The organism is Chelativorans intermedius, from assembly GCF_025398255.1.
GTDB classification, from domain to species: Bacteria; Pseudomonadota; Alphaproteobacteria; order Rhizobiales; family Rhizobiaceae; genus Chelativorans; species Chelativorans intermedius.
On record NZ_JAODNW010000010.1, the window covers coordinates 110,626 to 127,452 of the forward strand.

Here is a 16,827-nt window from a genome sequence, read left to right on the forward strand (position 1 = left end):
CCAAGAGCCGCGCCGACCACGAAGATGGCGTGAGAGCGATGGCGCTGGTCGAACGAAAGCATGTGGAAGAGCGCGACGGTCTCCTCTCCGAGGCGACCGCGGCGGATTTCATCGCACTGCTGAAGCCGCGCGTCATGTCGCTCGTCGTCTTCACCGCCTTTGTGGGCATGGTGCTGGCGCCGGCCGCGCCCAACCCGCTTCTCGCCCTCATCGCCATCCTGGCGATTGCCGTCGGCGCCGGCGCGGCGGGAGCGCTCAACATGTGGTATGACGCCGACATCGACGCCGTGATGGCGCGCACCAGGGGCCGCCCCGTGCCCATGGGGCGCGTGGCGCCGGGCGAGGCGCTCGCCTTCGGTCTGGTGCTTTCGGCCTTCGCGGTGATGACGCTCGGCCTGATGGCCAACTGGCTGGCAGCCAGCCTGCTCGCCTTCACCATCTTCTTCTACGTCGTCATCTACACGATGTGGCTGAAGCGCTCGACGCCGCAGAACATCGTCATCGGCGGCGCGGCCGGGGCGCTGCCCCCGGTCATCGGCTGGGCGGCCGTCACCGGCGCGGTGACGGTGGAGAGCCTGGTTCTCTTCCTGATCATCTTCCTGTGGACGCCGCCGCACTTCTGGGCGCTCGCCCTGTTCAAGGCGGGGGACTATGCCCGCGCCGGCATCCCCATGATGCCCAATGTGGCCGGCGAGGCGCACACCCGGCGCCAGATCTTTGCCTATGCGGTGCCGGTGGCCGCCAGCGGCGTGCTGCCGAGCCTGATGGGCTTTGCAAGCCTTTCCTATGGCGCGGTGGCGGCGGTGCTGGGCGGCGGTTTCGTGTGGTACGCCTGGCGCGTCCTGAGAATGGACCCGCAGGATCGGGTGATGGAGCCGGCCAAGACGCTGTTCGCCTATTCCCTGGTCTATCTGTTCGCCATCTTCGCCGCGCTTCTCGCCGACGGCCTGATCGGGCGACTTGGAGGCTGACGCGATGAGCGAACACGAGCAGGAACGCATCAAGCCGACACAGGCGCAGCTCAAGGCGCGGCGCAGCCGTTCCATCGCGCTTGCGCTGGCGCTCGCCGCCTTTGTCGTCATCGTCTATCTGGGCAGCATCATGAAGCTGGGGCCTGCCCTGTTCGACCGGCCGATGTGAGGGTGAGATGAGCAAGACCGATCCCGAAAAGGCCCGCATCCGCCGCAACAGCATCGTGGCGCTGAGTTGTGCGGGCGTGTTTGCCGGCATGGTGGGGCTGTCCTACGCGGCCGTGCCCCTCTACCAGCTCTTCTGCCAGGTGACAGGCTATGGCGGCACCACGCAGCGCGTAACGCAGTATTCCGACACGGTGCTCGATCAGGAGATCACCGTCCGCTTCGACGCCAACACCAGCACGGCGCTGCCCTGGGAGTTCAAGCCCAAGCAGCGCGAGATCACGGTGAAGATCGGCGAGACGGTCGAGATCGCCTACGAGGCGCGCAACCTGGCATCCCGCGCCACCGCGGGCACGGCCACCTTCAACGTCGCGCCGGGCCTGGCCGGCGCCTACTTCAACAAGGTGGAGTGCTTCTGCTTTACCGAGCAGGAGCTGGCGCCCGGCCAGACCTACGAGATGCCCGTCCAGTTCTTTGTCGACCCGGAGATCGTCAATGTGCCGGAGCTGAAGAACCTGAAGACGATAACCCTTTCCTATACATTCTACCCGCTGAATCAGGAATCGGCCCAGTCGCCGCGCCCCGAGGAAGCAAAGAACCAGAAGAAGATCGAGGGATAACATGGCTGCCGCCCACGCGAAGCACCACGACTACCACATCATCGACCCGAGCCCCTGGCCCTTCATCGCCTCGGTCGGCGCGCTGATCATGGCCATCGGCGCTGTGGCCTGGATGCGGGCCGCGCAGGGCTCTTCCTTCCCGCTGTTCGGCGTCGATCTGGCAGCCACCAATTTCTGGCTCTTCCTGGTCGGCCTTCTGATCGTGCTCTACACCATGTTCGCCTGGTGGAGCGACACCATCAAGGAGGCCCATGAAGGCCACCACACCCGTGTCGTGTCGTTGCACCTGCGCTACGGCATGATCATGTTCATCGCCTCGGAGCTGATGTTCTTCGTGGCGTGGTTCTGGGCCTTCTTCGACGCTGCCCTGTTCCCTGACGAGGCGGCGCAGGTGGCCCGCGCGCAGTTCACCGGCGGCGTATGGCCGCCCGAGGGCGTGGAGGTGCTCGACCCCTTCCACCTGCCTCTCTACAACACGATCATCCTGCTGCTGTCCGGCACCACCGTCACCTGGGCACACCACGCGCTTCTGGAGAATGACCGCAAGGGCCTGATCGCCGGTCTGGCGCTCACGGTGGCGCTCGGCATGTTCTTTACCTGCGTGCAGGCCTACGAGTATCTGCACGCGCCCTTCGCCTTCCGCGATTCCATCTATGGCGCCACCTTCTTCATGGCCACCGGCTTCCATGGCTTCCACGTCATCGTGGGTACCATCTTCCTGGCGGTGTGCCTGTTGCGCGCCATGGCCGGCCACTTTACCCCGCAACAGCATTTCGGCTTCGAGGCCGCGGCCTGGTACTGGCATTTCGTGGACGTCGTCTGGCTGTTCCTCTTTGCCTTCGTCTATGTCTGGGGGTCGGCCGGCGCGACGATCGCCCATTGACGGGGAGGGCTGGAGCCGTGCACATCGGGGCGGCCGCGGGCGCGCGGCTGCCCCTCGACTTTTTTCGGGAACGGGACGCCACGCCATGAACGAAGACAAGGCCATCTGGCCGCCGGTCGACCCCGTCCGGGCCGGGCTCTCCGGCCGCTGCCCGCGCTGCGGCGAAGGCCGGCTTTTTGCCGGGTTCCTGCGGCTGGGGCGACGCTGCGCCAATTGCGGGCTCGACTACGGTTTCGCCGATTCAGGCGACGGGCCGGCGGTTTTCGCCATTCTTGTCATCGGCTTCATCGTCGTTGGCCTCGCGCTGTGGCTGGAGGTGACGACCAACGCGCCCCTGTGGCTGCATTTCGTGCTGTGGGTTCCCCTGACGCTGGTGCTCTCGATGGGCGCTTTGCGGCTCATCAAGGGCCTGCTCATCGCCCTGCAATATCGCAACAAGGCCGCCGAGGGGCGATTGGACGAGACACGATGAGTCTGGCAGAACACCGGACCGGCCCGCGCACGGGCTTTCTGCTGCTGGCATTCAGTGTTCCTGTGCTGGTGCTGCTGCTGGTGCTCGGCACATGGCAGGTCAAGCGCCTGCAGTGGAAGGAGGCGCTGATCGCGCGCATCGAGGAGCGCATCGCGGCCGCGCCCGTGCCTCTGGAGACGGTGGCGCGCATCGAGGCGGGCGGCGGCGACATCGACTATCGCCCGGTCGAGCTTGCCGGCGCCTTCCTGCATGAGGGCGAGCGGCACTATCTCGCCACGTGGCATGGCCGTTCCGGCTTCTTCGTGCACACGCCGCTGCGGCTTGCCGACGGCAGCTACATCTTCGTCAATCGCGGCTTCGTACCCTACGACCGCAAGGATCCCGAGACCCGTGTCGAGGGACAGGTGCCGGGAACGGTGCAGATCGGCGGTCTGGCGCGCACGGCCCCCCAGGAAAAGCCGTCCTTTCTGGTGCCCGACAACGACCCCGTGCAAAACATCTTCTACTGGAAGGATCTGGACGCCATGGCGCGCTCGGCCGGCCTGAGCGAGAGGGAGGTCTACCCCTTCTATGTGGATGCCGACGACAAGCCCAATCCGGGCGGCCTTCCGGTTGGGGGTGTCACCCGCATCAACCTGCCCAACAACCATCTGCAATATGCCATCACCTGGTATGGCCTGGCCTTTGCGCTGGTCTGCGTGGTGGGCTACTGGTTCTTGCGCCGGCGCCACACGGGACGCACTTGACAGGCAGGCAGGCTCGACCCACCCTCCGCCCCGCCGGACAGGAGTTTTCGATACGATGGCGACGAACGGACACAAGCAGGCGCTCACCGTAAGGCTGTGCGGGCCCCGCGGCTTCTGCGCCGGCGTCGACCGGGCCATTCAGATCGTGGTGGCGGCTTTGAAGAAGTATGGCCCGCCGGTCTATGTGCGCCATGAGATCGTTCACAACCGCTATGTCGTGGAAGGGCTGAGAGAGCGCGGCGCCGTCTTCATCGAGGAACTCGACGAGATTCCCGACGCGCATCGCGACAGGCCGGTGGTCTTCTCCGCCCATGGCGTGCCGAAGTCGGTGCCGGCGCAGGCGCAGGCGCGCGACCTCTTCTATCTCGATGCCACCTGTCCGCTGGTCTCGAAGGTGCACAAGCAGGCCATGCGCCACCAGAGGCATGGCCGCCATGTGCTGCTTGTCGGGCATGCCGGCCACCCGGAGGTGATCGGCACCATGGGGCAACTGCCGGAAGGCACGATCTCGCTCATCGAGACGGTCGAGGATGCCGAGAGCTTTCGCCCGCCCGACGGGGCACCTCTCGGCTATGTGACGCAGACCACGCTTTCCGTGGAGGATACCGCCGAGATCATCCGCGTGCTTGAGGCGCGGTTTCCCGATCTTCAGGCGCCGGCGGCCGAATCGATCTGCTATGCCACGACCAACCGCCAGGACGCGGTGAGGAAGGCGGCGCCCGGCGCCGACCTGTTTCTGATCGTCGGCGCGCCCAACTCGTCGAACTCCCGCCGCCTTGTCGAAGTGGCCGAAAGGTCAGGGGCGCGCCGCGCCCTGCTGGTGCAGCGCGCGGCCGATCTGCCGTGGGACGAGATCGGCGAGATCGCCGTGCTGGGCCTCTCTGCCGGCGCCTCGGCGCCGGAAGTGCTGGTGGAGGAGATCATCGACGCCTTCGCGGCCCGCTATCAGGTGTCCATCGAGCTTGCCGTCACGGCGGAGGAAAACGAGGTGTTTCCCGTGATGCGCGCCCTGCGCGATGTCGAGCTGACGCGCGCCGACATGGCCTTCGTGAACGGCGCAGGCTGACATGGCGGTCTATACCGATATTTCCGAGGAAGAGCTCGGCGCCTTCCTGCGCGACTACCCGGTGGGCCGGCTGCTCTCCTACAAGGGCATCGCCGAGGGCACGGAGAACTCCAACTATCTGCTGCACACCTCCGAGGGCGCCTTCATTCTCACCCTCTACGAGCGGCGTGTGGAGGCGGCGGATCTGCCCTTCTTTCTCGGGCTGATGGAGCACCTGGCGAAGAAGGGCGTTTCCTGCCCGCTGCCGGTGCGCCGGCAGGATGGAGAGACCATCGGCACCTTGGCCGGGCGCCCGGCGGCCCTCATCACCTTTCTGGAGGGCATGTGGGTGCGCAAGCCCACGCCGCAGCACTGCCGAGAGGTGGGCCGCGCCCTGGCGGAGCTGCACGCGGCGGCGGCGGATTTTCCCATGACGCGGGCCAACGCGCTGTCTCCCGCCCAGTGGCTGCGCCTCTGGGAGCTGTGCAAGGCGCGCGCCGACGAGGTGGAGCCCGGACTGGCACGGGAGGTGGAGGCGGATCTGGCCGCCGTCGACCGCTGGCCGCAGCACCTGCCCGTCGGGGTCATCCACGCCGATCTCTTTCCCGACAACGTCTTCTTCCTGGGGGGCAGGGTCTCCGGCCTCATCGACTTCTATTTCGCCTGCAACGATCTTCTGGCCTATGACATTGCCACCTGCCTCAATGCCTGGTGTTTCGAGAAGGATATTTCCTACAACGTCACCAAGGGGGCGGCCCTGCTGGCCGGCTATCAGAGCGTGCGCCCGCTCAAGCCCGGGGAGGTGGCGGCGCTGCCGCTTCTGGCGCGCGGTTCGGCGCTGCGCTTCATGCTGACCCGTCTTTACGACTGGCTGACCATTCCCGACGGCGCGTTGGTCAACAAGCGCGATCCCATGGAGTATGTCCGCCGCCTGCGCTTCCATCGCCGGATTACAGGCCCTGGCGAATATGGGGTCGATCTGGCGTGAAAAAGGTCGAGATCTTCACCGACGGTGCCTGCTCGGGCAATCCGGGTCCGGGCGGGTGGGGCGCCATCCTGCGCTACAACGGCGTGGAGAAGGAGCTTTCGGGCGGCGAGGCGCTCACCACCAACAACCGCATGGAGCTGAAAGCGGCCACCGAGGCGCTCAACGCGCTGAAGGAGCCGTGCCAGGTGGATCTCTACACCGACAGCAGCTATGTGCGCGACGGCATTTCGGGCTGGATCGAGGGTTGGAAGAGGAACGGCTGGAAGACGGCCGCGAAGAAGCCGGTGAAGAATGCCGAGCTGTGGCAGGCGCTCGACGAGGCGACCCGCCGTCACGCGGTGCGCTGGCACTGGGTGAAGGGCCATGCGGGCCATGCCGAGAACGAGCGCGCCGACGCGCTGGCCCGCGCCGGCATGGAGCCGTTCAAGAAGAAGCGGCGGAAGGCGCCCGAGACGCCGCCCGCCGCCTCCTGAGAAGCGGCGCCCAAGCGCCGGATCGCCGGGCTAGCTCTCCTGGAACTCGACCTGTTCGAGGATGCGGGCTGCGCCGCTGGTCACCGCCTGGCCGGGTTTCTCTTCGATGTTGAGTTCTCTCACGATTCCATTGTCCACCAGCATGGAGAACCGCCGGCAGCGCGTGCCCAGACCTGCCTTCGACAGGTCGATGTCGAGCCCCAGCGCGCGGGTGAAGCTGCCATTGCCGTCGGCCAGGAAGACGAGCCTGTCTTCCGCGCCGAGGAATCGCGCCCAGGCGGCCATCACGTGATGGTCGTTGACCGACAGCACGGCCACGGCGTCGATGCCGCGGGTGCGCAGGGCATCGTAATTCTCGATGAAACCGGGCACGTGATCGTTGCTGCAGGTGGGCGTGAAGGCGCCGGGAACGCCGATCAGGACGATGCGTCGGCCGGCGAAGAAATCGCCGGTGGCGATGTCCTCCGCCCCTTTCGGGGAGGCTTTCTTGATCGTCGTGTCGGGCAGCCTGTCGCCGATGGAAATCGTCATTCAGAGTCTCCTGGGTGAGGTTGAACGAAGTGTCATGCCCTCCCGCGCGAGCCGGAATCGCGGGGGCAGTGAAAGGCGGGAACAGGGGCGGTCAAGCAGCCTGTGCGCAAGGCCCGTCCGGCTCCTCTTCAGGGCAGGGCAATGGTGCCGCCGACGGCGCGCGTGCCGGCGACCAGCGTGTAGTGGAGGGGGCCGGCTTCCTCCGGCGCGGCGAGGAGCTCGGCCGCAAAGACGGCCTTCGTGCCGTCGCGGGCCTGCAGGACGGGCATGGAAAGGCGCGCGCCGGACGGCCCGGCAAGGAAGAGCACTGCCGGGCCCGCGCCCTCCGGCAGCTCGGCTTCGAGGAGAAGCTTCCGCCCCTCGCGGCGCGTTTCCGCCACCCTGAAGCCGGGCCGGGGCGGAGCGGGCAGCGCGGCAAAGGCGGCATTCACCGCAATGGCATCGGCGGGGTTGTCCGGGTCGGCACCGGTATCGAAGGAGAACGTCGCGTCGACCGGGATGCAGATCGTCTCGCAGATGCCCAGAAAGACGCTTCCCTCCAGAATGCCCGCCGCCCCCGGCGCGCGCGCCTTGAAGAGGACGGGCAGGGAGACGCTCTGGCGGTACCCCGCCCATGTGGCGCCGTCCTGGCTGATGCGCTCGGGCGTTGGGAAGAGGATTTCCGCCTCGGCGAGATCGGATGTCTGCCACAGCGTGATGTGCGGCGGCACACCCGCCTCGCCAGGCTCGCGCCAGTAGGTCTTCCAGCCGGGTTTCAGACGGATGTCGAGGGCGCCGCGCACATATCCCTGCGCATCGGCAAGGCCGGAGGTGACGATGCGGACGGCCCCGCCCTCGCTTTCGAACCAGGGGCTGGAGGCGGCTGCCGCCGGCCGCGCCGCGGCGGGAAGGAGGGCGAGAAGGGCGAGAAGAACAGGAAGGCGAGTCATGCGCGGAATGTGCCGTCTGCGCGCGATGCTGGCAACGCCGTTGCGACAGCAAGTCCCATCATTTTCACGTGAGGCAGGCATGGATGGCGTCTTTCAAGCGCCGTCAAAACGCGGTAGGCTGGTTTCATGAACGGTGAGACGGGCACCAGCAAGGCGGCGGTGCAGGGCACGCTGCAGAACCATTTCCTGATCGCCATGCCGGGCATGCGCGACGAGCGTTTTGCGCGTTCCGTCATCTATCTGTGCGCGCACAGCGAGGACGGGGCCATGGGCCTGATCATCAACCGGACCCAGCAGCTCGGCTTTACCGATGTGCTGGTGGAGCTCGGCCTGCTCGACCGCAGCCAGTCGATCCGGCTTCCCGCCCGTGCCCGCCAGATGCCGGTGCGCAATGGCGGCCCGGTCGACCGCAGCCGCGGCTTCGTGCTGCACTCGGGCGACTATATGGTGGACTCGTCCATGCCCGTCTCCGAGCAGGTGTGCCTGACGGCGACCATGGACATTCTGCGCGCCATTTCCGTCGGCAAGGGTCCACGCCACGCCTTGATGGCGCTCGGCTATTCCGGCTGGGGCGCCGGCCAGCTCGAGATGGAGATCGCCGAGAATGGCTGGCTTGCATGCCCTGCCACGCCGGAACTTCTCTTCGAGCACGACATCGAGACCCTCTATGACCGGATTCTGGCCTCGATCGGCGTTGACCTGGCGCATCTGAGCACCGTGGCCGGCCACGCCTGAAGCCCGGCGGAGCCGCGCGGCACGCCCTGCGGCCCCCAGAGGACGCGGCGGCAAGACTACACGCCCCGCCAAAAGTCAGGGAATCCAACCGGGCAGGGCGGCTGCCTGACGTACCCAGGAGGCAAACAGCGCCTCGTCGAGCCCCTCGCTCTCATGGATGTGGACATAGCGCGTGAACTTGTCCTTGGAGCCGACAGGGAGCGGGGGCTGCAGCGACGCGCCGCGGAAGAAAGCCACCTTCACATAGCGCGTATAGCAATGGATGCCCAGAAACCATCCCTGACCCTCCATGCCATAGAGCGGCGAGTTCCATTTGACGGCCTTGCGCACCTCGGGCACGGTGCGCACGATGAGTGCATCGAGGCGGCGTCCGACGTCGCTCTTCCAGCCCGGCATAGCCGCGATATAGGCCTGCACCGGAGCATCACCGTCGCCCTTTGGAATCTGCGGGTTGCCACCGGAAAGCAGAATCGTCTTGTCCGCCATCGGGCTATACCTCCCCGCGCCGCCGCCACCGGACGGCAAGGGGCAGCACGAACAGGTAGAGGCCCGTCGGCAGAAGCAGGAACAGCGGAACCAGTACCAGGAGATACACCCAAAAGGCCGCTTCTGCCCCGCGCATCGCCACAAAGGCGTTGACGATGAAGCCTGCCGTAAAGGCGAGCGCAAGCCAGCGGTGGGATTGACGGATCCAGTGGCTCCAGTTCATGAGATTTTCTCCTATGTGCGGGCCGGGGCTGGTTGGGTTCGCCGTTTTGCCGCCGTAGATACGTTGAGCGCCACGGCGGCGCGGATGAGCGCCTTCAGTGCCTCCCCGTCGATCTCCTCGCCTTCGCGGATGTCGATGGCGCGCCGCACATTGCCCTCAAGGCCGGCATTGAAGAGGCCGCTGGGGTCTGCCAGTGCCGCGCCCTTGGCAAAGGTCAGCTTCACCTTGTCCCGATAGACCTCCCCTGTGCAGATGATCCCGCCATGCGACCATACCGGAACTCCGAGCATGCCGTTCGAGGGCTTTCGCCACTTCACTTCTTCGACCACAGCGGGATCGGTCTGCCGGATGAGCGCGCGCACCCTGGCAAGGGTCTCTCCCCGCCAGTCGCCCAGCGCCGCGATTCTGGCGTCGATCAGCCGCGATGGCGGCTCTGCGCCCGGCATTCCCTCGTCTCTCATGGCGCCATCTCCCTGCCTCGGTTTCGTGCGGTCCGGTTCAAGCCATCCGCTCCAGCGCCTCCTCCAGCGCGGCGAGCAAGCGCGGCCATGCCGCCGTGGCGCCTCGATAATAGGGCTGCTGGTCGGCGCGGAAGCCCGTCTGCTCCATGCGCAGGAGGGTACCCTTCTCCGTCGGAGTAAGCGTCCAGGTGACGGTGCTGACCAGGTCCTTCGTATCCCAGCTATAGGTGAGCCTTCTGTTCGGCTCGGCCGCGCGGACCTGGCAATGGACGACACCCCAATCCGCGGTGACGCGGAAACGATGGCCCGGCGCCGGCTCGAAGTCGTCCTGCATCTTCATGAACCATTCCTCCAGGAAATGCGGCTCTGTGAGCGCGCGCCAGATCTTTTCCGGCGGGTGCGATATTTCCCGCTCGACGACGATGGAGAGTGTTTCGGCGTCGCTGTCGCTCATTGGTCCATCCTGTCGAGCAGCTCTTCGAGGGCGTCGAGGCGCCCATGCCAGAAGCCGGTCATCTGCTTCGTCCAGTCGATGAGTGGCGATAAAGCGTCGACTTGTGCGCTGTAGTGGGTCTGCCGGCCCTGATGGCGATCGCGCACGAGCCCAGCCTGCTTGAGAACCCTCAGATGCTTCGAGACAGCGGGCTGCGAGACGCCCGCCCTGGCCGTGAGCGCTGCAACGGTCTGGTTGCCCTCGCGGCACAACCGCTCAAAGATGGCCCGGCGTGTCGGGTCGGCAAGCGTCCTGAAAAGGATGTCGTGGGGCGGCTGCGGCATCTCGACCAATAACTCTCTGGTTATTGATCGGACCGATAACCGACGGGATATATATGAGTCAAGGGCGGGGGCGCGAGGTTCAGCTCGCCACGGGGCCGGGGTACTGTTCCTGAAGGAGAGCGAGGCTGGTCTCGGCGTCCGCCGGCGCGCCGAAGTGGAAACTCTGGGCATATTCGCAACCCGTCTGGCGCAGCATCTCCGCTTCCTGTTCGCCCGAAACCCCCTCGGCAACCACCGAAAGGCCGAGATCGTGCGCCATCAGCACCATGGAGCGCAGCAGCGCGCGGCCCTTCGAGCTGTGGTCGTCGACAAAGCTGCGGTCGATCTTGATGGTGTCGAAGGGGAAGCGGGTGAGATAGGCCAGCGACGAATAGCCTGTGCCGAAATCGTCGAGCGACAGGCCGATGCCGAGCTTCTTCAGTTTGCCGAGCACATGGGCCGACTGCTCGGGATTGTCCATCACCAGGGATTCGGTGAGCTCCAGGCGGAAGCAGCGCGGCTTGATGTTGGCGCGGGCGATGACGGAGCGCACATCGCCCACCAGATCGCGGCGGATGAGCTGGCGGCTCGACAGGTTGACCGACATGAACAGCGGCAGGTCGCCAAGCTGCTTCTGCCAGCGGTGCAGGTCTTCCGCCGCCTGCTGCATGGCGAACAGGCCAAGCTGCACGATGAGGCCGGAGCTTTCGGCCACCGGGATGAAATCGGCCGGCGGGATGGTGCCGCGGCGCGGGTGCTCCCAGCGCAAAAGCGCCTCGAAACCGGCGATGCTGCCGTCCTCCAGCCGCACGATGGGCTGGTAGGCAAGGCTCAGTTCCTTGCGCTCCACGGCGCGGCGCAGGTCCGACTCCATCTGCAGCCTGTCGGTGCCGATGGTGCGGAAGGCGGGCCGGAAGGGCTCGATGCGATCGCCGCCGAAGCGCTTGGCCTGGTACATGGCAAGCTCGGCATCCTTCAGCATCTCCTCGGCGGAAGCCTGCGCCGCTGTCCACGAGACGAGCCCGATGGAGGGGGTAAGCACGATCTCGCGGCGCGCGAAGGTGACGGGAGCGCGGATCGCCTGGCGCACCGCATCGGCGACCGAGGCGATGTGGGCCGGTTCGCGCTCCGACAGCAGCATCATGGCGAATTGATCGCCGGCAATGCGCGACAGCGCGTCGCCGGGCTTCAGCAGCCGGTGCAGGCGGCGGGCGATGGTGAGCAGGATGGTGTCGCCCGCCGAGATGCCCAGCTCGTCATTGACCTGCTTGAAGCGGTCGATGTCGATCACCAGCACGGTGGGGCGGATGCTGCGTTCTGCCCCCGCCATGGCAATGGTCGCGTCGAGACGGTTGATGAACAGCTCGCGGTTCGGCAGGCCGGTGAGATTGTCGTGCACGGCATCGTGGAGAAGTCGCTCTTCGGCCTTTTTCTGCTCCGTGACATCCACCATCGTGCCCACGCAGCGGATCACCTCGCCGTCCGAGCCGACCACGGGGCGGGCGCGCAGGGTGAACCAGTGATAGTGCCCATCGGCGCCGCGCAGGCGGAAGCTCTGGGCGATGCGTCCGCGCCGGTTTTCCAGCACGACATCCATGGTGGTGCGGAAGGTGTCGCGGTCGTCGGCATGCAGCAGCGGCAGCCAGCTTCGCGCCGGCCCGTGCAGGCTGTCGGCCGGCAGGCCGAGCTGGCGGCTGACATCGGGCCTGGTGACCACGCGGTCGCGCAGCACGTCCCAGTCCCAGACGGTATCGCCGGCGCCGGTGACGGCGAGCGCCTGGCGTTCCATGTCGGAGAACAGGCCCTGGAACAGCGCCCCGCCGGCAAAGGCGTGCTGCATGACGGTGAAGCCGATGAGCAGCACGATGAGAACGAGGCCGCCGCCGATGGCCGGCTGCACGATGTCGTTGTCGATCCGGCCCGTCACCGCCATCCAGGCGCCGGCCAGCCATACGAGGACCATCAGCCAGCTCGGCACCAGCATGATGGCGCGGTCATAGCCCTGCATGCCCAGATAGACGATGAGCCCGAGCCCGGCCACCGCCGTGGCGGCAAAGGAGATGCGCGCGATGCCAGCGGCCATGGCCGGGTCTATCCAGGCCACGCCGGCAATGAGGGCAAGGCCCAGGATCCACGCCAGCGCACCATAGCTGAAATGCTCGTGCCAGCGGTTGAGGTTGAGATAGGCGAACAGGAAGACCACCAGCGTGGCGGCGAGCGCGATCTCGGTGCCGGCGCGCCAGAGCTGCTCGCTGCCCGGCGAGATGTCGATGAGGCGCGTCAGGAAGCCGAAGTCGATGGAGATATAGGCGAGCGTCGCCCAGGCCAGCGCCGCCGTGGCGGGGAACATGGAGGTGCCCTTGACCACGAACAGGATGGTGAGGAACAGGGCGAGCAGCCCGGCAATGCCGATGACGATGCCGCGGAACAGCGTGTAGGAGTTGACCGTATCCTTGTAGGCGGCCGGGTCCCACAGATAGACCTGCGGCAGGTTGCGCGAGGAAAGCTCGGCCACGAATGTGACCACCGTGCCGGGGTTGAGAGTGACGAGAAACTCGTCGGCGTCGCCGCTTTCCTGACGGTCGAGCGCAAACCCTTCGCTTGGCGTGATGGCGGCGATGCGCCGCGAGCCGAGATCGGGCCAGACGAGGCCGGACCCGACCAGCCGGAAATGCGGCGCGACGATCAGCCGGTCGAGCTGTTCATCCGTGGTGTTGGCCAGCGCGAAGACGGCCCAGTCGCCAGTCGAGCGCGCATCCTGCGCTTCCACCTCGATGCGCCGCACGATCCCGTCGGCCCCCGGCGCGGTCGAGACCTGGAAGTTCGGCCCCTGATCGCGATAGATTTCGACGGCGCGCGACAGGTCGAGCGCCACGTCGTCACGCGAGATCTTGATCGGCTCCACCGCCGCCGCGGGCCCTGCGGCGACGGCAAGGAACAGGACCATGAGCAGCGCCGCTGCGCGATATGCGGCTGGGATTGAGCGCAACAAGGATCAGCCTCGCCTCGAATAGACCTGATGCTCCCCCGCGATGAGGGCGTAGAGATAATGGTCCTGCCATACGCCGTTGATGCGCAGGTAGGATCGCAAAAGCCCTTCGCGCTGAAATCCGGCTTTTTCAAGTAGCCGCATCGAGCGCGTGTTTTTGGGGATACAGGCCGCCTCCAGGCGGTGCAAGCGCAGCGTGTCGAAAGCGAAGGGGATAACCAGCCTCAGCGCCTCCAGCATCAGCCCGCGGCCGGCAAAGCGCTCGCCCAGCCAGTAGCCGACATGCGCCGACTGGGCCACGCCGCGGCGGATGTTCGTCAGGGACAGGCCGCCCACCAGCCGCCCGCCTGCCTGCTCGAACAGGAAGAAGGAAATGCCGGTGCCCTGGTCGTATTCGTCGTGATAGCGCTTCAGCCGCTCGCGGAAGGCGCGGCGCGACAATTCGTCCGGTGCCCATCGCGGCTCCCACGGCTCCAGAAAGGCCCGGCTCTCCTCGCGCAGCGCCGCCCATTCGGCATGGTCCTGTGAAAGCGGCGGACGCAGGCGGATCGTCTCGCCCTCCAGTGCCGGAAGGTCGCGCCGGAAGAAGGGCGTCTGGAACATGGGTTCCGTCTGCGCTCACACCGCCAGCTTGCGCGGCATGGGGTGGGAGGCCGCCAGCGTGTCGCGGATCGACTCGAAGGGGGCGAGGCTGCCCACCGGACCGATGGCGGCGACCGTCGGCTTGGAGCTGAACAGCCGCGCCGAAAGATCGGCCAGGCGCTCGACGGTCAGGCCGGCGAGCCGGTCCATCAGCTCCTCCGTCTCGATGGGCCGCCCGTAGAGCAGGAGCTGACGGGCGATCTGCGAGGCGCGGCTTGCCGGGCTTTCGCGCGACATCATCAGCCCGGCGCGGTATTGCGCCCGCGCCCGGTCGAGCTCCGCCTGCTCGATGCGTTCGCCGGCCTTCTGCAGCTCGTCGAGGATGACGGGGATCAGCTCCTCGATGTCCTCGCGCCCGGTGGCCGCGTGCACGCCGAAAATGCCGGTGTCGGAGAAGCCCCAGTGGAAGGCATAGACGGCGTAGCACAGGCCGCGCCGCTCGCGCACCTCCTGGAAAAGCCGCGACGACATGCCGCCCCCCAGGATCATCGACAGGACCTGGGAGGCATAGAAGTCGCGCACATGGTAGGCACGGCCCTCGAAGCCGAGGATGATCTGGGCGTCCATCAGGTCACGGTGCTCGCGATAGTCGCCGCCCACATAGTGGGCGTATTGCGGTACCACGGCCTCCGCCTTCTCGCGGAACGTGCCCAGCCGCTCTTCGACCTGGCGCACGAAATCCTCGTGGCTGACGCCGCCGGCGGCCACCACCACCATGCGCTCCGCCCCATATTGGCGCTCCAGAAAGCGGTGGAGCTGCGGCGAGGTGAAGGATTTCACCGTCTCCGGCGTACCGAGGATGGAACGGCCGAGCGCCTGATGGCGGAAGGCGGTCTCGGTGAAACGGTCGAAGACGGCATCGTCCGGCGTGTCGTGGGCGGCGCCGATCTCCTGCAGGATGACGTGCTGTTCGCGCTCCAGCTCCGCCGGGTCGAACTTGGGATCGGTGAGGATGTCGGCGAGAATGTCGATGGCCAGCGGCAGGTCGTCATTGAGCACGCGCGCATAGAAGGCGGTGGTCTCCACGCTGGTGGCGGCGTTGATCTCGCCGCCCACATCCTCGATGTCGGTGGCGATCTGCAGGGCGCTGCGCCGGGAGGTGCCCTTGAAGGCCATGTGCTCCAGGAGGTGCGCAATGCCGTGCTCGTCCTCCCGCTCGTTGCGCGAGCCCGATTTCACCCAAATGCCCAAGGCAACCGATTCAAGATGCGGAAGGGTCTCGGTCGCCACTGTCAGGCCATTCGACAGACGGCTTACTTCTACTCCCATCAAACGCACTCCCTAGCCTTCCGCCCTCGTGTGACGGTTTATGTGATCTTCCACCATTTTTAGGTCGGTGGGAAGAACGGTATAGACTTCATCCTTCTCCATGAGCCCGTCAAGCCATGACGGCAGCGACGGTGTGACACCGCAGGCTTCGCCGACGGCCTGCGGGAACTTTGCCGGATGGGCCGTCGAAAGCACCACCATGATCTCGCCCGCCACGGCCTTCTCGCGCGCCACCTTCATTGCCGTCGCCGTGTGCGGATCTGCCAGATAGCCGCTGCGGGCAAGGGTTTCGCGAATGGTGGCGGCGGTCTCCTCCATGCTGGCGCGCCCGGCCGCGAAGTCGGAGCGGATCCGCAAAAGCGTCGGCGCGGCGATGACGAAGCTGCCGGACTGGCGCAGGCTTTCCATGTAGCCGCGCACTTGTGCCGCGTCACGGCCCGAGGCCTCGAAGAGGAGCCGCTCGAAATTCGAGGATACCTGAATGTCCATGGAGGGCGATGTGGTGGCGACGACCGCGCGCGTGGCATACTCGCCGCTTGAAAGGGCGCGCGCCAGAATGTCGTTCTCGTTGGTGGCGATCACCAGCCGGCCGATCGGCAGGCCCATGCGCTTTGCTGCATAGCCGGCCAGGATGTCGCCGAAATTGCCTGTCGGCACGGTGAAGGAGACCGCCCTGTCCGGCGCGCCGAGCGAGACGGCGGCGGTGAAGTAGTAGACGATCTGGGCCATGATGCGCGCCCAGTTGATGGAATTGACGCCCGAAAGCCCGACGCGGTCGCGGAAGGCGTGATCGTTGAACATGGCTTTGACGAGGGCCTGGCAGTCGTCGAAATTGCCTTCGATGGCAATCGCCTGCACGTTGGCCGCGCCCGAGGTGGTCATCTGCCGCTGCTGCACGGGCGAGACGCGCCCGTGCGGAAAGAGGATGAAGACGTCGCAGCGCCGTGCCCCGGCAAAGGCGTCGATGGCCGCGCCTCCGGTGTCGCCCGAGGTGGCGCCTGCAATGGTGACGCGCGCGCCGCGCTCGGCCAGCACATGGTCCATCAGCCGGGCGAGAAGCTGCATGGCCACGTCCTTGAAGGCCAGCGTCGGGCCGTGGAAAAGCTCCAGAACGAACTCTCCGGGCCCCGTCTGCACCAGCGGGCACACGGCGGCGTGGCGGAAGGTGGCGTAGCTCTCCTCGACGATGCGCCTGAGCGGACCATCGGCGATCTCGCCGCCCACGAAAGGCCGGATGAGCCGGAAGGCCGCCTCGGCATAGGGCAGGCCGCGCAGGGCGCGCATCTCCTCGGCCGAAAGCCGCGGCCATTCACGGGGCAGATAGAGCCCTCCGTCGCGGGCAAGCCCCTGCAGCAGCGCGTCCGAAAAGCCCAGCACCGGCGCCTCGCCGCGCGTACTCACATAGTCCATCCTTCGGCTCCAGATTCATAAGCAGCCACAAAG

21 protein-coding genes are annotated in these 16,827 nt (G+C 66.6%); 10 read left to right on the forward strand and 11 right to left on the reverse strand.

What is annotated here, in order from left to right:
- Window positions 1–38: 38 nt before the first annotated feature.
- The 9 genes from NYR58_RS09590 to rnhA all read left to right on the forward strand — a co-directional run bounded on the left by NYR58_RS09590 (window position 39) and on the right by rnhA (window position 6,363).
- Window positions 39–971 carry a heme o synthase gene (locus tag NYR58_RS09590; RefSeq protein WP_261520489.1) on the forward strand — a complete coding sequence of 311 codons (933 nt, stop codon included), beginning with the start codon at window positions 39–41 and terminating at the stop codon, window positions 969–971.
- A 4-nt stretch (window positions 972–975) separates the two neighbouring features.
- Window positions 976–1,140 carry a hypothetical protein gene (locus NYR58_RS09595; protein ID WP_261520362.1) on the forward strand — a complete coding sequence of 55 codons (165 nt, stop codon included), beginning with the start codon at window positions 976–978 and terminating at the stop codon, window positions 1,138–1,140.
- Between the two features lie 7 nt (window positions 1,141–1,147).
- On the forward strand, window positions 1,148–1,756 hold the full coding sequence (locus tag NYR58_RS09600) for a cytochrome c oxidase assembly protein (RefSeq protein ID WP_261520363.1): 609 nt from the start codon (window positions 1,148–1,150) through the stop codon (window positions 1,754–1,756).
- A gap of 1 nt (window position 1,757) precedes the next feature.
- Window positions 1,758–2,639, forward strand: a complete 882-nt coding sequence (locus NYR58_RS09605; protein WP_261520364.1) for a cytochrome c oxidase subunit 3 — start codon at window positions 1,758–1,760, stop codon at window positions 2,637–2,639.
- Between the two features lie 85 nt (window positions 2,640–2,724).
- Window positions 2,725–3,111 (forward strand): DUF983 domain-containing protein, encoded by a 387-nt coding sequence (locus tag NYR58_RS09610; protein ID WP_261520365.1) that lies wholly within the window; start codon window positions 2,725–2,727, stop codon window positions 3,109–3,111.
- Window positions 3,108–3,857: an SURF1 family protein gene (locus tag NYR58_RS09615; RefSeq protein ID WP_261520366.1), complete on the forward strand. Its 750-nt coding sequence runs from the start codon at window positions 3,108–3,110 to the stop codon at window positions 3,855–3,857. The genes NYR58_RS09610 and NYR58_RS09615 overlap by 4 nt, the downstream gene beginning before the upstream one ends.
- 55 nt (window positions 3,858–3,912) lie before the next feature.
- Window positions 3,913–4,923 carry a 4-hydroxy-3-methylbut-2-enyl diphosphate reductase gene (gene ispH, locus NYR58_RS09620; RefSeq protein ID WP_261520367.1) on the forward strand — a complete coding sequence of 337 codons (1,011 nt, stop codon included), beginning with the start codon at window positions 3,913–3,915 and terminating at the stop codon, window positions 4,921–4,923.
- Window position 4,924: 1 nt separating this feature from the next.
- Window positions 4,925–5,890 carry a homoserine kinase gene (locus NYR58_RS09625; RefSeq protein WP_261520368.1) on the forward strand — a complete coding sequence of 322 codons (966 nt, stop codon included), beginning with the start codon at window positions 4,925–4,927 and terminating at the stop codon, window positions 5,888–5,890.
- Entirely contained in the window at window positions 5,887–6,363 is a 477-nt protein-coding gene (gene rnhA / locus NYR58_RS09630; RefSeq protein WP_261520369.1) for a ribonuclease HI, read from the forward strand. The genes NYR58_RS09625 and rnhA overlap by 4 nt, the downstream gene beginning before the upstream one ends.
- Window positions 6,364–6,393: 30 nt before the next feature.
- Here rnhA and NYR58_RS09635 read toward each other — a convergent pair whose 3' ends face one another.
- Both NYR58_RS09635 and NYR58_RS09640 read right to left on the reverse strand, forming a co-directional pair.
- On the reverse strand, window positions 6,394–6,894 hold the full coding sequence (locus NYR58_RS09635; RefSeq protein WP_261520370.1) for a peroxiredoxin: 501 nt from the start codon (window positions 6,892–6,894) through the stop codon (window positions 6,394–6,396).
- Between the two features lie 128 nt (window positions 6,895–7,022).
- Window positions 7,023–7,823, reverse strand: a complete 801-nt coding sequence (locus NYR58_RS09640) for a protein-disulfide reductase DsbD domain-containing protein (protein WP_261520371.1) — start codon at window positions 7,821–7,823, stop codon at window positions 7,023–7,025.
- A 126-nt stretch (window positions 7,824–7,949) separates the two neighbouring features.
- Here NYR58_RS09640 and NYR58_RS09645 point away from each other — a divergent pair, with 126 nt between their 5' ends.
- Complete coding sequence (locus NYR58_RS09645) at window positions 7,950–8,558, forward strand: YqgE/AlgH family protein (protein WP_261520372.1); 609 nt, start codon at window positions 7,950–7,952, stop codon at window positions 8,556–8,558.
- A gap of 75 nt (window positions 8,559–8,633) precedes the next feature.
- On the opposite strand, the gene NYR58_RS09650 is transcribed toward NYR58_RS09645, so the two are convergent.
- From NYR58_RS09650 to thrC, 9 genes are all read right to left on the reverse strand, one after another.
- Window positions 8,634–9,044: a DUF1801 domain-containing protein gene (locus NYR58_RS09650; protein ID WP_261520374.1), complete on the reverse strand. Its 411-nt coding sequence runs from the start codon at window positions 9,042–9,044 to the stop codon at window positions 8,634–8,636.
- 4 nt (window positions 9,045–9,048) lie between these two features.
- Complete coding sequence (locus NYR58_RS09655; protein WP_261520376.1) at window positions 9,049–9,267, reverse strand: hypothetical protein; 219 nt, start codon at window positions 9,265–9,267, stop codon at window positions 9,049–9,051.
- Window positions 9,268–9,278: 11 nt separating this feature from the next.
- Window positions 9,279–9,728, reverse strand: coding sequence for a DUF1801 domain-containing protein (locus NYR58_RS09660; protein WP_261520377.1), 450 nt, complete (start codon window positions 9,726–9,728; stop codon window positions 9,279–9,281).
- Between the two features lie 37 nt (window positions 9,729–9,765).
- Entirely contained in the window at window positions 9,766–10,182 is a 417-nt protein-coding gene (locus NYR58_RS09665; RefSeq protein WP_261520378.1) for an SRPBCC family protein, read from the reverse strand.
- A complete protein-coding gene (locus tag NYR58_RS09670) occupies window positions 10,179–10,505 on the reverse strand; it encodes an ArsR/SmtB family transcription factor (protein WP_261520380.1) in 327 nt (108 codons plus the stop codon). The genes NYR58_RS09665 and NYR58_RS09670 overlap by 4 nt, the downstream gene beginning before the upstream one ends.
- A 79-nt stretch (window positions 10,506–10,584) precedes the next feature.
- Window positions 10,585–13,431, reverse strand: coding sequence for a putative bifunctional diguanylate cyclase/phosphodiesterase (locus tag NYR58_RS09675; RefSeq protein WP_261520381.1), 2,847 nt, complete (start codon window positions 13,429–13,431; stop codon window positions 10,585–10,587).
- 48 nt (window positions 13,432–13,479) lie between these two features.
- Window positions 13,480–14,076 carry a GNAT family N-acetyltransferase gene (locus NYR58_RS09680; RefSeq protein WP_261520382.1) on the reverse strand — a complete coding sequence of 199 codons (597 nt, stop codon included), beginning with the start codon at window positions 14,074–14,076 and terminating at the stop codon, window positions 13,480–13,482.
- A gap of 15 nt (window positions 14,077–14,091) precedes the next feature.
- Window positions 14,092–15,384 carry a M16 family metallopeptidase gene (locus NYR58_RS09685; protein WP_261520384.1) on the reverse strand — a complete coding sequence of 431 codons (1,293 nt, stop codon included), beginning with the start codon at window positions 15,382–15,384 and terminating at the stop codon, window positions 14,092–14,094.
- A gap of 12 nt (window positions 15,385–15,396) precedes the next feature.
- Window positions 15,397–16,794 (reverse strand): threonine synthase, encoded by a 1,398-nt coding sequence (gene thrC / locus NYR58_RS09690; protein WP_261520385.1) that lies wholly within the window; start codon window positions 16,792–16,794, stop codon window positions 15,397–15,399.
- Between the last annotated feature and the right edge of the window lie 33 nt (window positions 16,795–16,827).